The following is a 14,952-nucleotide window of genomic DNA, read 5'->3' on the forward strand; positions in this document are numbered from 1 at the left end:
TTCAGGCTCACGATAGTACTTCCAGATCTGCGGCAATCGCCTTCAGCCTTGAATGCGATGAATGATCATATTTTTGAGCGATTACTAAATTGCCTTTCTGCAGACCTGTAGCCACCACAACAAACAACCTCACGCCGAAGCACAACAACGACCCGAATTCGATGATGCGCCCATAGCTGGGGCAGCAGGTCCTGGTTTCTTGGCTCAGCATCATTCATGCCGCCATCCAGCTCCAATTTCAAAGCACTGGCGTGTGAAACACAACACAGGACAAAGGGTGGGTATCGCCACATACTCCTTGAAGAAAATACCCCCTACCAACATACCCACAACCCTACCATTGCAAATCCCCACCATGTCACTCCGCCATTGCTGCATCACGGTCTTATTCCTGCTTGGCAGCGTCCACGCCGCAACGCTGGAAGAATTGTTCGAACAGAAGCAGTTTGCCGAATTCCAGCCCAAAGCCCTGGCGGCGGCTGAGCAAGGCGATGCACAAGCGCTGTTTCTGCTGGGCAAGGCGCACCATCTGCACCTGATCAAAACACCCGATGCCCCCGATTACATCGAAGCCGAAGAACTGGCACTGGCGCAAGCCTATTACGAGCAGGCTCGCGCCAGGGGCTACGCGCGCGCCAGCCACAATCTGGGCCTGCTGCTGATCGATCAGGGCATGAAGCGCGAAGGGATTGCACTGCTGGAAGAAGCGCTGGCACGCGGCCTGAAAGTGCCGACGCTGCAGGTGCTGGCGCGGGCCGTGGTGCCGGAGGCGGACTATCTGGTCTACCCCAGCACCATCGCCGACTCCGGCAAATCCGGCGACTATTTCGCTGCGGCACTGGCCGCCCAGCCCGAGCAGCACGCTCTGGAGAACGATGCGGCAGGGCAGTACCTGCGCGCCTACCTCTATTACCTGAAAGCCCGCGACGACGTGCAGGCAGAGTTTGACCGGAATGCGCTGCGCCAGCGCGCCATCAGCTGGCTGGACAAGGGGCGGCAGCGCAACGATGCCATTGCCTGGACCAATTACGGCGTGCTGCTGATGGAGGAAGTCCGGCAGGCCGGCAGCGACAACGCTCCCGCCGATTTCGCTCCGGCGCGGGCCGCGCTGGCACGCGGCGCCGAACTCAACAATCCCGTGGCGCACTTCCAGCTGGCAGAACTGGCCTACGAAGGGCGCGGCCTGCCCGAGCGCGACCTCTCGCTCGCCCTGCAGCACTATGAAGCGGCCGCTCTGCTGGGGCTGAAACAGGCAGTCCAGCCGGCGCGGCACCAACTGGAAGAGGCGCTGCGCTACGAAACCGATCTGGTCAAACTGGAAGCGGGCATAGCCCGGCTGGCAGCCCTGCAGAAAATCGACCCCAAGACGTTCGCCTATCCGGATGAACTGCTGGCGGAGCGCCTGGCCTGGGGCAGGCTGCTGGCGGCCGAGCAGGCCTCGCCACCGGTACTGCCCGCCCTGCCGCTGGAGCTGAACCTGTGCGGGATGGGGATGAATCAATCGGCCGGCCTCGCGTACAACCTGAGCGAAGGGCTGGAGTGGTGGCTGGCAGTATTCGAGCAGATGGATGAGCCGGTCAAGCTGGCGGTCAGCGGCCGGATCGACAGCAAGGGCTGCATCCGCGCCAGGGGCAAGGCACTGGAGACGCTGCGCCCCTATCTGCAGCGAGGCGCCATCGCCGCACTGGCCTTCCCGGGGTCGAGCCTGCCCTTGACCACCCGCAGCACGGGCAAGGCAATCCGGCTGGAACTGCGCGGGCCGGACACCCCGCAACCGCAATATTAATATTGCTCCTGCTGCCCATCGAACCAGCCCTTTGGCCGCTGGAGTTCAATTTTCCGAGAGCCGGATCAGCGGCTCCAGGCTCCAGCACCTGGGGGCACGCCGCTTGCATGCCGGCAAGCCCCCTCCTTGCACCACGGCCAGGCAGGCTTACAAGCCTAGCCCCCACCGGCATAGTCGAGTAAAATAGTCGGCTTAATCTGCCCTTCCCGGCCCGATCATGCTTGATTACCTGCGCGAAACCATCAATGTCATCCTGCAACGCGACCCTGCAGCCAAAAGCCGCCTGGAAGTCGTGCTGTGCTATCCGGGTTTCCATGCACTGGCTCTGCACCGCATCTCGCATGGCCTGTGGGTACGCGACCTGCGCCTGCTTGGGCGCATCGTGTCGCAATTCGCCCGCCTGATCACCGGCATCGAAATCCACCCCGGCGCCACCATTGGTCGCCGCGTGTTCATCGACCATGGCATGGGCGTGGTCATCGGCGAAACGGCCGAACTGGGCGACGACGTGACGCTGTATCAGGGCGTGACGCTGGGCGGCACCTCGCTCAACGGCGGCAAGCGCCACCCGACACTGGAGCGCGGCGTGATCGTCGGAGCCGGTGCCAAGGTGCTCGGCGGCTTTACCGTTGGTGAAGGCGCGAAAATCGGCTCGAACGCGGTGGTCGTCAAAGCCGTACCGGCCGGCGCGACGGCCGTGGGCATTCCGGCGCGCATCGTCGAGGCGGTCGTGCAACCGGCCTGCTCCGAGGAAGACCAGGCGCGTGCGGCCAAGGCGGCCCAGCTCGGTTTTTCGGCTTACGGCATTTCCAGCGACATGAACGACCCGATGGTGAAAGCCATCCATGGCCTGCTCGACCACACAGTGGCCACCGATGCCCGGCTGGAGGCCATTCTGAAAAAGCTGGAAGCACTCGGCGTCGACTGCGCCGAGGAACGCGCCCGCGACGATCATTTCGATCCGGGCTACCTGAACCGGCTGGTCGACTGACCGCTGCAGCGCGCCCATAAAACCCGACTGAACCAGTCGGGTTTTTAGTTGACTAAATCACTAGGTTATTTTAGGATTGAGGCAAATCCAAAGCGAGGAAACCCGCATGCGCCTGACCACCAAAGGCCGCTTTGCCGTCACTGCGATGCTCGACCTGGCGCTGCGCGAAGCGAACGGGCCGGTCACGCTGGCCGGCATCAGCGAACGCCAGCACATATCGCTTTCCTATCTGGAACAGCTGTTCGGAAAACTGCGCCGTCGCGAACTCGTCGACAGTGTTCGCGGCCCAGGCGGCGGCTACTGTCTGGCTCGCCCGGCGCACGAAATCACCGTCGCCGCTATCATCTGTGCGGTGGACGAGCCGCTGGATGCCACGCAGTGCGGCGGCAAGGAAAACTGCCGTGACGAACACCGCTGCATGACACACGACCTGTGGGCCGGGCTGAACCGCACCATCTACGAGCACCTGTCCGCCGTTTCGCTGGGCAACCTGCTGGATGACCACAAGGCCAAGCTGGCACGCCGCAGCGAAATTGCCACCGGCAGCCTGATCGACACCCGCACCCTGAAAGAATCCGCAGGTTCGCCTGCCGCACATTGAGTACCGGCCATGACCAAGAAACCGATCTACCTCGATTACTCCGCCACCACCCCGGTTGACCCGCGCGTGGGCGCCAAGATGATCCCCTACCTCACCGAGCTGTTCGGCAATCCGGCCAGCCGCTCCCACCCCTACGGCTGGGAAGCCGAAGCTGCGGTGGAAGAAGCGCGCGAGCAGGTTGCCGCGCTGGTGAACTGTGATCCGAAGGAAATCGTCTGGACCTCGGGCGCCACTGAGTCGAACAACCTGGCCCTCAAGGGGGCTGCGCACTTCTACAGCAACAAGGGCAAACACCTGATCACGGTGAAGACCGAACACAAGGCCATCCTCGACACCATGCGCGAGCTGGAACGTGAAGGCTTTGAGGTCACCTACCTCGACGTACTGGAAAACGGCCTGATCGACCGTGCCGCACTGGAAGCCGCCATCCGCCCGGATACCATCCTGATTTCCGTGATGTTCGTGAACAACGAAATCGGCGTGATCCAGGATATCGAAGGCATTGGCGAACTCTGCCGCAGCAAGGGCATCCTGTTCCATGTTGATGCCGCGCAGGCCACCGGCAAGGTGAAGATTGATCTCAATGCGCTGAAAGTCGACCTGATGAGCTTCTCTGCGCACAAGACCTACGGCCCCAAAGGCATCGGTGCGCTGTACGTGCGCCGCAAGCCGCGCGTTCGCCTCGAAGCGCAGATGCACGGCGGCGGCCACGAGCGCGGTTTCCGCTCCGGCACGCTGGCCACCCATCAGATCGTCGGCATGGGCGAAGCCTTCCGCATCGCTCGGGAAGAGATGGATGAAGAGAACAAGCGCATCGGCGCACTGCGTGATCGCCTGTGGAACGGTCTGAAGGAAATCGAGGAAGTGCACCTCAATGGCGACATGGCGCGCCGCGTGCCGCACAACTTGAACGTGAGCTTCAACTACGTCGAAGGCGAGTCGCTGATCATGGCGCTGAAGGACCTGGCGGTTTCCAGCGGCTCGGCCTGCACCTCTGCCTCGCTGGAACCGTCCTACGTGCTGCGTGCACTCGGCCGCTCGGATGAGCTGGCGCATTCGTCGATCCGCTTCACCATCGGCCGCTTCACGACGGAAGAGGACATCGATCACACCATCGAACTCTGCAAGGCCAAGATCGGCAAGCTGCGCGAACTGTCGCCGCTGTGGGATATGTACAAGGAAGGCATCGACATCTCCACCATCGAGTGGGCCGCCCACTAATTTGCTCCGGCTCGCAGCGCCCTGCGGCGTTGCGTTGCCGCTTGTTTACAGCAGTAAACCGCGCGACACCGCGCCTTGCAGGACACCGCGACCCGGGCAAATTGCCCGGATGTGCGCGACCAATACAGATTAGAACTCGGAGGTACACAAAATGGCATACAGCGAACAGGTCCTCGACCACTACGAAAATCCGCGCAACGTCGGCGCCTTTGACAAGGGCGACGATACCGTCGGCACCGGCATGGTCGGCGCACCGGCCTGTGGCGACGTGATGAAGCTGCAGATCAAGGTCGGCGAAGACGGCGTGATCCAGGATGCGAAGTTCAAGACCTACGGCTGCGGCTCGGCGATTGCGTCGAGCTCGCTCGTCACCGAATGGGTGAAGGGCAAGACGCTCGACGAAGCACTGGCTATCAAGAATACGGCGATTGCCGAAGAGCTGGCGCTGCCGCCGGTGAAAATCCACTGCTCCATCCTGGCCGAAGACGCCATCAAGGCAGCGGTGGAAGACTACAAGAAGAAGCACGGCTAATTAAGAAGGGTATCAGCTTGTAGCCATTTAAAATCAATGACTACAAGGCAATACAGATAAAGGTATAGCAATGGCACTCACACTGAGCGAAAGCGCTGCCACCCACGTGGCCAACTTCCTCGCCAAGCGCGGCAAGGGTCTGGGCGTACGGCTGGCCGTGAAAACCGCCGGCTGTTCGGGCATGGCGTACAAGCTGGAATTCGTCGACGTGGAAAACCCGGAAGATCTGGTGTTCGAGAGCAATGGCGTGAAGATCTACACCGACGCCAAGAGCCTCGCCTACATCGACGGTACCGAGCTCGACTACACCAAGGAAGGGCTGAACGAAGGCTTCAAGTTCAACAACCCGAACGTGAAGAACGAGTGCGGTTGCGGCGAGAGCTTCCACGTTTAAATTGAAATTCCACCACAGAGACACAGAATCACAGAGAAACCCGTTCTCCTCTCTGTGCCTCTGTGTCTCTGTGGTTCAACGCTATTCAAACCGGCAGAAGGACTGCAATGCAGTTTGATTTCAACCAGAGCCATTTCGCCCTGTTCGGCCTGCCGCAGCGCTTTGACGTCAGCGTCAGCGAACTCGACAGCCAGTACCGCGCGCTGCAGGCCGAATTCCACCCCGACCGCTTTGCCAGTGCCGATGACGCCACCCGGCGGCTGTCGCTGCAGATTGCCACCCGCGTCAACGAGGCCTACCAGACCCTGAAATCGCCACTGGCACGCGGCCGCTATCTGCTCGGGCTCAATGGCGTGGACACGCAGGAAGACACCAACACGGCCATGCCGATGGATTTCCTGATGCAGCAGATGGAATGGCGCGAAACCATTGCGGATGCCAAGGCCAGTCGCAATCTGGATGAACTGGAACGCCTGAACGTCGAGCTGCGCCATGAAATCGCTGCGCTGGAAGAACACCTCGGCCTGCTGCTGGACGAGGCACAATGGCAGGAAGCCAGTGTGGCGGTACGCAAGCTGCGCTTTCTGGAGAAACTCGACCAGGAAATCGGCGACGCGATCGAAGCGGTGATGTTTTAAGGTGATGTTCTTTTAAGCAGCCGCAGGCAGGTGAAAACAGCCTGCCCCCTGTTTTCTGGCGCCGCCGGAAAACAGGGAAAGCCCGGTCAGGCGGCACTGGTTGCCGGTTGTGAAACCGGTTTTTCACGATTCATAGTGTGGATTCCAATCCTGAGTCACGACATACCCGCACGCCGATTGCGCCACAGCCCTTCAAAACAAAGGGCCACAGCACAATACCCGTGATTGACGATTAGAATTCAAGCCAAGCACACAGGACTGAAGCCAATGGCTTTGTTGCAAATTTCCGAACCCGGCCTTTCCGCCGCACCGCACCAGCACCGCCTGGCGGTGGGTATCGATCTGGGCACCACCAACTCGCTGGTTGCCACGGTCAAAAGCGGCAGCGCCACCTGCCTGCGCGATGAGGATGGCAGGAGCCTGCTGCCCAGCGTCGTGCATTACGGCAAGACTGGCGACATCCTCGTCGGTTGCGCGGCGCAGCTGCGCCAGAATGAAGATCCGGCCAACACCATTGTTTCGGTAAAGCGTTTCATGGGCCGTGGTGTCACCGACATTGGCGAGCTGGCGACCCCGTACCGCTTTGTCGATGAACCAGGCATGCTCAAGCTCGTGACCCGCGCCGGCGTGAAGAGTCCGGTGGAAGTCTCGGCCGAAATCCTGAAAAGCCTCAAATCCCGTGCGGAAAGCAGCCTTGGCGGCGACCTCGTTGGCGCGGTGATTACCGTCCCCGCCTATTTCGACGACGCGCAGCGTCAGGCGACCAAGGATGCCGCCAGGCTCGCCGGACTCAATGTGCTGCGGCTGCTCAACGAACCGACCGCCGCCGCCATTGCCTACGGGCTGGATAACGGCGCGGAAGGCACGTATGTCGTTTACGACCTGGGCGGCGGCACCTTTGACGTGTCGGTGCTCGAGCTCTCGCGTGGCGTGTTCGAAGTGCGCGCCACTTCGGGCGATGCCCAGCTTGGCGGTGACGATTTCGACCACCGCCTGTATTGCTGGGTGCTGGAGCAGGCCGGGCTGATGACGCCGTCGGCGCAGGACCAGCGTCTGCTGCTCACGCGCGCGCGCGAAGCCAAGGAGGCACTGACCGAGCACGACAGCACGCGCATCACTGCCGTGCTGTCCGATGGCCAGGTGATTGACCAGCAGCTCACCGCGCACGATTTCCAGCAGCTCACCGCACATCTGGTGCAGAAGACCCTCCTGCCGGTAAAAAAAGCGCTGCGCGATGCAAGGCTCACTACCGGCGACATCAAGGGTGTCGTGCTGGTCGGTGGCGCAACCCGCATGCCGCATGTGCGCCGCGCGGTTGCTGACCTGTTCGGCCAGGAGCCGCTGACCAACCTCGACCCGGACAAGGTCGTCGCGCTCGGTGCGGCGATGCAGGCCAATGTGCTCGCGGGCAACAAGGGCGATGACGACTGGCTGCTGCTGGATGTGATTCCGCTGTCGCTGGGTCTGGAAACCATGGGCGGGCTGGTCGAGAAGGTCATCCCGCGCAATTCGACCATTCCGACCGCGCGTGCGCAGGAATTCACCACCTTCAAGGACGGCCAGACCGCGATGGCGATCCACGTGCTGCAGGGCGAGCGCGAACTGGTCTCCGACTGTCGCAGCCTCGCACGCTTCGAGTTGCGCGGCATTCCGGCCATGGTGGCGGGCGCGGCGCGCATCCGCGTCACGTTCCAGGTCGATGCAGACGGCCTGCTGTCGGTATCGGCACGCGAGCAGTCGACCGGCATCGAAGCCAGCATCGCCGTGAAGCCCTCGTATGGCCTCTCGGATGACGAGGTGGCCCGCATGCTGCAGGATTCGATGCAGCACGCCCAGGACGACCTGCGCCTGCGCAAGCTGGGCGAAGCGCGGGTCGAGGCGGAAAGCCTGCTCAATGCACTGGATGTGGCACTGGCCACCGACGCAGACCTGATCTCGGCTGCCGAGCAGGCTGCCATCCGTGCCAGCATGGCGAATCTGCGCGAGCTGTGCAGCGCCGACGATGCCGATGCCATCCGCATCGCCGCCGAAGCACTGAACCAGGCCAGCAGCGACTTCGCCGCCCGCCGCATGGACGCGGCGGTACGCCGTGGCCTCGCCGGGCAGAAAATTGCCGAGCTTTGAATACCCCATGCGGCCGATGAGTCCCTTTTGCCGTGACTGAACTCATGGCACAGACAAATCCAGAGAAACGATCATGACCCAGATAGTTGTCCTGCCCCACGCCACACTGTGCCCGGATGGCGCAGTCATCGACGCCGAACCCGGCACCAGCATCTGCGATGCCCTGCTGGAAAACGACATCGAAATCGAGCACGCCTGCGAGAAATCCTGTGCCTGCACCACCTGCCACGTTCTGGTCCGTGAAGGCTTCGACAGCCTTGCCGAAGCGGACGAGCTGGAGGAAGACCAGCTCGACAAGGCCTGGGGGCTGGAAAGCTGCTCGCGACTCTCGTGCCAGGCCATCGTCGGCGAAACCGAGCTGGTCGTCGAGCTGCCGAAATACACCATCAATCACGCACGTGAACACCACTGAGATACATTGACAGGTATGAATCTGCAGCCCTTTTTTCAAAAAGGCTGCAACGAAATACCCAAGGAGATTGTGATGAAATGGACCGATAGCCGGGAAATTGCCATTGCACTGGCCGACAAGTTTCCCGATGTGGATCCGAAAACCCTGCATTTCGTCGAACTGATGCAGTGGGTACTGGAGCTGGATGGCTTCAATGACGACCCGAAACATTGCGGCGAGCGGATTCTGGAAGCCATTCAACTGGCATGGATGGACGAAGCCGACTAAAACACCTTAAACTGCTGCCAGCGAATATTAGCGTATGGTAATGCAGAAGAAAGGTGCCCATGCCCTCCTCCCACTCCGCCACGGCCGGTGAGTACGCCGGCAACCGCCTCACCCCGCTGGCGCGCCTGCTCGGATTGCGTGGCCTGCTGGGCGAGATGCTGGACAATCCGCATTCTTTTGCGGAAACGCTGCCTCAGCTGATTCGCCAGTGCGTCCACAGCATCCAGGAGGCTTGCGGCGAAAATGCCGATCTGGCGCTAGCCAGCATCCTCGTCTGTCAGGAAGGCGATTACCCCAGCCGCCATGCCTGCAATGTCGCCGTACTGGTCGAGCAGGTACTCAAAGCGCTCGGCTGGCGCGACAACGAGCGCCTCCCTGTCGTTGCCGCTGCACTGACGATGAACATCGCCATGCACCAGCTGCAGAAGGAGCTGTCGCAGCAAAGCACGGCCCTGACCGAGGCACAGCGCCAGCTGATCCAGCAGCACCCGATCAACGGGCGCGACCTGTTGCGCGAGCTTGGCGTCGCCGACGCGGCCTGGCTGGAATGCGTACTGCAGCACCATGAAGCCCCCGATGGCAGCGGCTATCCGCAGCAGCTCACCGGCGATGCCGTGCTGTTCGAAGCCCGCCTGATCGGCCTGGCGGATCGCTACTGTGCCATGCTGTCGAAAAATGCCTGGCGCCGGGGCCAGCAGGCCGATGCGGCGCTCATTTCGGCGCTGAACAGCTCGGCCAAATCGGTGGATGGCAAGCTGGGCCGCATATTCACGCAGACACTGGGCCCCTATCCACCGGGCGCGCTAGTCAAGCTGCTTACCGGTGAAATCTGCATGGTGCAAAGCGCGGGGCGTTCACTGGAAACCCCGCTGCTGATCGTACTCTTCGATGCCGCCGGCCGCGCGGTGAAGCCGCTGCTGCTGCGTGACAGCTTCCAGCTTGAATACAGCATTCAGGAAGTCCTCGACCTGCAAAGCGCACCGGGACCGATCAGCCTCACCCGCGTCTGGGGGCCGGATGCACGCCTGCCGGAGCCGGCGCCGGCCGCAGCAAGCACTGCCAGCGCCTGAAGCACGCTTACCAGAGCGGCTCGTCAACCGGGGCTCCGCCGCCTCGCCGCTGCTGGTGCGCGGCCCGCTTCTGCTGCTGCCAGCTCTTGCGTTCGGCTTGCGTCACGACGCCGTTCCTGTCGGCATCCATGCGATCGAACATCTGTTCGGCGCGCTGAACGAAATCAGCCTTGCTGATGTCGGCCTGCATCCGCGGCCCCCGACCATCGCCCTTCGGGCCACTGGCTTGCTGCTTGCCCGCACGCGGGCACTGCGCCTTCATTGCGTCACGCCTGGCCTGACGCTCGGCGACCGTCAAGACACCATTGTGGTCGGCATCCATCAGGTCGAAGTGTTCGCCGGCCAGCCGGCCGGCATCTGCGCGGTTCAAATCGCCCTGCATTGCCATCGGGCGGGCACAGGGGCCGGATACAACAGGTGCGGGCACTGCCAAGGCAACGGCCGAAACGGCCACGGAAATAACTGCGGTCATGAAGATTTTCATGATGATTCTCCAGGGATAAGAAAAGTGCCGGCCAGCATGTGTGATTAACGCCCGCACCTCTGCCCGGTTGACACAATCTGCGCTATCCTCGCGGCTCTTTGCTCTCGAGAGGCTCAAGCATGACCAATACCTTTGCCGAAAATCTGGCGGCCCTGCCCACCATTGACCACCTCGCTGCGCTGGAGCTGCTGCACGGCGATACCCTGATTGCCCGCATGGAAAACAAACCCGGACAGGCTGGCAGCCTGCGGGTCTATCATGCGCTGTATCAGGAATTCGGCTGCATCAATACGGTTGCGGCCGACAAGGGCCTGCGGCTCTATGCCGAGCACACCGACGATGCGCGCACGAACCCGGGCAAGCATCCGAATATCGACCGCCTGTTTGCTGTCGAGGCCGAGCGCCCGTTTGCGGTGCGGCTGCTGCCGTCTGCCTGATCGCACACAGCAAGGAATGACAAACCGGCCGGACTTTTTGCCATCATGATGAAGTCATGTTCTTCCCGGAGTATGCGCCATGGCCGCCTACGGCTTTTTCGATGATGTAATCCTGCCGGCCTGCGTTGTCACGGCTTTTGCCGGTTTTTTCCTGCTGCTGGCCATTTCACGAATCCTGTATGACTACATCGAACGCAATTACGGCCTGATGCTGAACAAGACACTGAGTTCGACCTTCTGGGTCGACCAGGACATGGCCATGGCCTACGTCGGCGACATCTGGGCACTGACCCGCAGCGGCGAATACCGCCGCATTGAATCCCCCTTCTGGCGCGGCCTTTTTGCCGTCAATGCGGCCATCGGGCTGGCGACCAGCACCGCACTGGTGGTTCTGATCCTCGGCTTTCTGGGGCTATTCCAGTAGTTCCGCTAAAAGCCGTTTGCCATGAAAAAGCCCGCGTACTGCGCGGGCTTTTCTGTCTTACTCCTCGGAGCCGGTCTCGACTGCCACCACCGGCGGTCTGGCTTTCGGCGGCAGGAACAGGGCGGCAATCTGCTGCTGCGGACGGGCTGGCAGCGGAGGCAGATTGGTTGGAAAAACGACACCGGCCATCGGATCGATATCGCGATCACGCCGGGGCGCGCGTTCGGCATATGCATCGCGGCGCTGACCATCACGCTCGGAGCGCGGCCTGTCGGTGCGTGCATCACGGCCTGCACGTTCACCGCGACTGCTGCCTCGGTCTGTGCGCGCAGCGAAATCATCGCGGCGCGGCGTGCCCAATTGCTCGGTACCCGGCGAGAAGCCCGGAACCGGAATGAGGGCAAGGTCTTTCTTGATCAGCTTCCTGATCTGCTCGAAGGCTTTTTCCTCTTCCGGTGCCACCAGCGAAATGGCAACGCCTGTCGCGCCGGCACGGCCGGTACGACCAATGCGATGCACGTAATCTTCCGGATTGTTCGGCAGCTCGAAATTCACCACAAACGGAAGATCGGAAATATCGAGCCCGCGCGCGGCAACATCGGTCGCCACCAGCACTTTCACGCGGCCTTCCTTGAATCCGGCCAGCGTTTCCATGCGGGCACGCTGCTCGCGGTCACCATGAATGGCCTCGACGGCAAAGCCGTCCCGCTTCAGGTCACGGCTAAGCTGGTCGGCGTTCTGCTTGGTGCGGGTAAAGACAATCACCTGCTCCATCTCGTGCAGACGGATCAGATGCGCCAGCAGGGCTTTCTTGCGGTAGCTTTCAACCGGATGCAGTTCCTGCTTCACCGATTCATTGGTGGAATTCTGCCGCTCGACCTGGATGAGCTGTGGCGAACTCATGAAATCGTCGGCCAGTTTCTTGATTTCCGGGGCAAAGGTTGCCGAGAACAGCAGGGTCTGCTTGCGGGCGGTGCACAGGTTGAAGATGCGGCGGATATCGAGAATGAAGCCCATGTCGAGCATGCGGTCGGCTTCGTCCAGAACCAGAATTTCGACCTGGGAAAGATTGACCGATTTCTGCTCGATATGATCCAGCAGACGGCCAGGCGTTGCGACCAGAATTTCCACTCCGGAGCGCAGCGCGGGAATCTGGCCCTTGATGTCTACCCCGCCATAGACCACGTGATTGCGCAGTTTGCTGTACTTGGCGTAGGTGGTGACACTGTCGTGCACCTGGTCAGCCAGCTCGCGGGTCGGCGTGAGCACCAGCGCACGGATCGGGTGCTTGGCTGGTGAAACACTGCTGCTGGCGTGCTTCAAAAGGCGTTGCAGAATCGGCAGGGTAAATGCGGCGGTCTTGCCTGTGCCTGTTTGCGCGGCACCAAGCACATCCTGGCCTGCCAGCACAACGGGAATCGCGGCAGCCTGAATCGGAGTCGGATTCTCGTATCCCTGTTCGCTTACGGCCTTGAGCAATTCCGGCGCCAGGCCGAGCGCTGCAAATGTCATCCTTTTGTTACTCCAGTGTGCAAAAAATAAGCAGCTCATTCTACACCAAGCGCCCTCCCCTGCCTACCTGACACTGCCGGCCGGCAGCAGGGAAAAGGCCAGAAATCCATAGCCTGAGCCCAGGATACACACTAAACTGACGCCCATTCATGCCATTCAAAGTCTTGTCCAGGAGGCTCCATGTTCGACCAGGCCAGAACCACCCTCACCACCATCCGTGACCTGCACCGCTTTGCAGTCAGCCGCTTCCGCGCCGCCGAGCTGTTCTACGGCCACGGCACCGACAATGCCTGGGACGAGGCTGCCTACCTTATTCTTGCCACGCTGAAGCTGCCGCTGGACCGGCTGGAGGCGGTCTACGATGCCAAACTGCTGCCAGGCGAACTCGAGCAGGTTCTGGCCGTGCTGCAGGCCCGAGCTGAAACCCGCAAGCCGGCCGCCTACCTGACCAGAGAAGCCTTTCTGGGCGAATACCGCTTCTATGTTGACGAACGCGTGATCGTGCCCCGTTCCTTCATCGCCGAAATCCTGAATAAGGGCGGACTCGACCCCTGGATCGAACATCCGGAGCTGGTCCATCGCGCGCTCGACCTGTGCACCGGCTCAGGCTGCCTCGCCATCCTGCTGGCAGAACACTTCCCTGATGCGCAGGTGGATGCGGTCGACCTTAGCCCGGATGCCCTCGATGTCGCCGAACTGAATGTTGTGGACTACCATCTCGGCGAGCGGATTGACCTGCTTGACGGCGACCTCTTCGGCCCGCTGGAAGGCGAAATGTATGACCTGATCATTTCCAATCCGCCCTATGTCGACGCGCACAGCATGGACGAGTTGCCGGACGAATATCGGCACGAGCCGGAAATGGCGCTCGGCAGCGGTGAAGACGGACTGGACATCACACGCCGCATTCTGGCGGAGGCCAGTGCGCACCTGAATCCCTTTGGTGTCCTCGTCGTCGAAATCGGCCACAACCGCGATGAACTGGAAGCCAATTTCCCCGAACTGCCGTTTGTCTGGCTCGACACGGAGTCAGGCGACGGCTTTGTATTCCTGCTCACGCGGGAAATGCTGCTTGAGGCCGGCTACTGACCGGCAGTGCACCCCAAGCACACAAAAAAGGAGCCTGGCGGCTCCTTTTTTGCTGCCTGCAGCCAGCTCAGAACAGCGCAGGCAAGCGGGTATCCGAACTCATCAGCGCCAGCTCCAGCGGGGTATGCCCTGCCCAGTTGACAATGGTGCGGTCAGCGCCATAACTCAGCAGCAGCTCGACCATCCGCGCCTGCTTGGACGTCACGGCCATATGCAGCGCGGTATCCTGCCGCGCATCCTGGCGCTGGATATCCGCGCCAGCTTCCAGAAGGCGCACCACCGAGCGCATCTTGCCTCCCTGCACGGCAAGATGGCAGGGCGTCAGCCCCTTCTTGTCGGCGGCATTGACATCGGCACCCGCATTGATCAGCAACTCCAGCGTATCCGCACTACCAGACTGTGCGGCCAGATGCAGCGGTGTGCGCCCCTGGCTGTCTGCCGCATCCACCTGCCCGCCCAGACGCAGAATCGCTTCAACACACTGAGCATGACCATACTCGGCAGCGCCATGCAGGGCCGTTGCTCCGCCAATTCCGGAAGGAATATTGATGGTCAGACCGGCATCAAGATGCTTGCGGATGGAATCCAGATCAGCGCGCTGTGCGGCTTCATGCAGCGTTTCCGGTGTCAGCAGGCTTTCATTGCTGCGTTTCTCGCCCTGCAACATCTCGGCGGTTTCCCACACATCATCAAAATGGGACAACGCTCCGGCAGCCTGCAGACGCATCGATTCAGTCATGTGAGACTTGATCCACGCATGCAGATGGAACAGATCCTTGGCGACCGCCTCGGGAAATCCTTCTCGCCCGCCGCGCTGGTCAAACAGCAAACCGTTGAGGTAGACCATGACATCCGGCGTCCCCCACAGCGTCACGATCCGCTCAACGATGCGCGGGTAGTGTTCGGCCAAGGCGTGCGGGTATTGGGTCTCGTCGCCCCCCAGCTTGTGCAGCAAGTTCTCGTTCATGAC

The 14,952-nt window shown here is 61.5% G+C and carries 18 protein-coding genes; 14 read left to right on the plus strand and 4 right to left on the minus strand.

Features of this window, described 5'->3' with window-relative positions; translation table 11 throughout:
* Positions 1-7 precede the first annotated feature (7 nt).
* The gene (locus H559_RS0106950; RefSeq protein WP_028452105.1) at positions 8-214 is read right to left on the minus strand and encodes a hypothetical protein; all 207 of its coding nucleotides are present in this window, start codon (positions 212-214) and stop codon (positions 8-10) included.
* Between the two features lie 141 nt (positions 215-355).
* On the opposite strand from H559_RS0106950, the gene H559_RS0106955 reads away from it, so the two are divergent.
* The 11 genes from H559_RS0106955 to H559_RS19305 all read left to right on the plus strand — a co-directional run bounded on the left by H559_RS0106955 (position 356) and on the right by H559_RS19305 (position 10,036).
* Entirely contained in the window at positions 356-1,786 is a 1,431-nt protein-coding gene (locus H559_RS0106955) for an SEL1-like repeat protein (protein WP_028452106.1), read from the plus strand.
* Positions 1,787-2,003: 217 nt separating this feature from the next.
* Positions 2,004-2,777, plus strand: coding sequence for a serine O-acetyltransferase (cysE, locus tag H559_RS0106960; protein WP_028452107.1), 774 nt, complete (start codon positions 2,004-2,006; stop codon positions 2,775-2,777).
* A 106-nt stretch (positions 2,778-2,883) separates the two neighbouring features.
* A complete protein-coding gene (iscR, locus tag H559_RS19300) occupies positions 2,884-3,378 on the plus strand; it encodes a Fe-S cluster assembly transcriptional regulator IscR (protein ID WP_034640115.1) in 495 nt (164 codons plus the stop codon).
* A 9-nt stretch (positions 3,379-3,387) separates the two neighbouring features.
* Positions 3,388-4,599, plus strand: a complete 1,212-nt coding sequence (locus H559_RS0106970) for an IscS subfamily cysteine desulfurase (protein WP_028452108.1) — start codon at positions 3,388-3,390, stop codon at positions 4,597-4,599.
* A 151-nt stretch (positions 4,600-4,750) separates the two neighbouring features.
* Positions 4,751-5,131: a Fe-S cluster assembly scaffold IscU gene (gene iscU, locus H559_RS0106975; RefSeq protein ID WP_028452109.1), complete on the plus strand. Its 381-nt coding sequence runs from the start codon at positions 4,751-4,753 to the stop codon at positions 5,129-5,131.
* 70 nt (positions 5,132-5,201) lie between these two features.
* Positions 5,202-5,525: an iron-sulfur cluster assembly protein IscA gene (gene iscA, locus H559_RS0106980; protein ID WP_028452110.1), complete on the plus strand. Its 324-nt coding sequence runs from the start codon at positions 5,202-5,204 to the stop codon at positions 5,523-5,525.
* Positions 5,526-5,632: 107 nt separating this feature from the next.
* Complete coding sequence (gene hscB / locus H559_RS0106985) at positions 5,633-6,163, plus strand: Fe-S protein assembly co-chaperone HscB (protein ID WP_028452111.1); 531 nt, start codon at positions 5,633-5,635, stop codon at positions 6,161-6,163.
* A 267-nt stretch (positions 6,164-6,430) separates the two neighbouring features.
* Entirely contained in the window at positions 6,431-8,287 is a 1,857-nt protein-coding gene (gene hscA, locus H559_RS0106990) for a Fe-S protein assembly chaperone HscA (RefSeq protein WP_028452112.1), read from the plus strand.
* A gap of 73 nt (positions 8,288-8,360) precedes the next feature.
* Positions 8,361-8,699, plus strand: coding sequence for an ISC system 2Fe-2S type ferredoxin (gene fdx / locus H559_RS0106995; RefSeq protein ID WP_028452113.1), 339 nt, complete (start codon positions 8,361-8,363; stop codon positions 8,697-8,699).
* Positions 8,700-8,771: 72 nt separating this feature from the next.
* The gene (iscX, locus tag H559_RS0107000; RefSeq protein ID WP_028452114.1) at positions 8,772-8,966 is read left to right on the plus strand and encodes a Fe-S cluster assembly protein IscX; all 195 of its coding nucleotides are present in this window, start codon (positions 8,772-8,774) and stop codon (positions 8,964-8,966) included.
* Positions 8,967-9,025: 59 nt separating this feature from the next.
* Positions 9,026-10,036 (plus strand): HD-GYP domain-containing protein, encoded by a 1,011-nt coding sequence (locus H559_RS19305; protein ID WP_051279040.1) that lies wholly within the window; start codon positions 9,026-9,028, stop codon positions 10,034-10,036.
* 7 nt (positions 10,037-10,043) lie between these two features.
* Here the strand turns inward: H559_RS19305 and H559_RS0107010 are convergent, their stop codons facing one another.
* Positions 10,044-10,520 (minus strand): EF-hand domain-containing protein, encoded by a 477-nt coding sequence (locus H559_RS0107010; protein WP_028452115.1) that lies wholly within the window; start codon positions 10,518-10,520, stop codon positions 10,044-10,046.
* 119 nt (positions 10,521-10,639) lie between these two features.
* On the opposite strand from H559_RS0107010, the gene H559_RS0107015 reads away from it, so the two are divergent.
* Both H559_RS0107015 and H559_RS0107020 read left to right on the plus strand, forming a co-directional pair.
* Positions 10,640-10,957 carry a DUF2322 family protein gene (locus H559_RS0107015; protein WP_034640118.1) on the plus strand — a complete coding sequence of 106 codons (318 nt, stop codon included), beginning with the start codon at positions 10,640-10,642 and terminating at the stop codon, positions 10,955-10,957.
* A gap of 79 nt (positions 10,958-11,036) precedes the next feature.
* Entirely contained in the window at positions 11,037-11,381 is a 345-nt protein-coding gene (locus H559_RS0107020) for a hypothetical protein (RefSeq protein ID WP_028452117.1), read from the plus strand.
* A gap of 57 nt (positions 11,382-11,438) precedes the next feature.
* On the opposite strand, the gene H559_RS0107025 is transcribed toward H559_RS0107020, so the two are convergent.
* Positions 11,439-12,893 (minus strand): DEAD/DEAH box helicase, encoded by a 1,455-nt coding sequence (locus H559_RS0107025; RefSeq protein ID WP_028452118.1) that lies wholly within the window; start codon positions 12,891-12,893, stop codon positions 11,439-11,441.
* Between the two features lie 180 nt (positions 12,894-13,073).
* Between H559_RS0107025 and prmB the strand changes: the two genes are divergently transcribed.
* Entirely contained in the window at positions 13,074-13,982 is a 909-nt protein-coding gene (gene prmB, locus H559_RS0107030; protein ID WP_028452119.1) for a 50S ribosomal protein L3 N(5)-glutamine methyltransferase, read from the plus strand.
* A 67-nt stretch (positions 13,983-14,049) separates the two neighbouring features.
* Here prmB and H559_RS0107035 read toward each other — a convergent pair whose 3' ends face one another.
* Positions 14,050-14,949, minus strand: coding sequence for an ankyrin repeat domain-containing protein (locus H559_RS0107035; protein WP_028452120.1), 900 nt, complete (start codon positions 14,947-14,949; stop codon positions 14,050-14,052).
* Positions 14,950-14,952: the final 3 nt, after the last annotated feature.

This window comes from Chitinilyticum aquatile DSM 21506 (assembly GCF_000430805.1).
In the GTDB taxonomy this organism is placed as follows: domain Bacteria; phylum Pseudomonadota; class Gammaproteobacteria; order Burkholderiales; family Chitinibacteraceae; genus Chitinilyticum; species Chitinilyticum aquatile.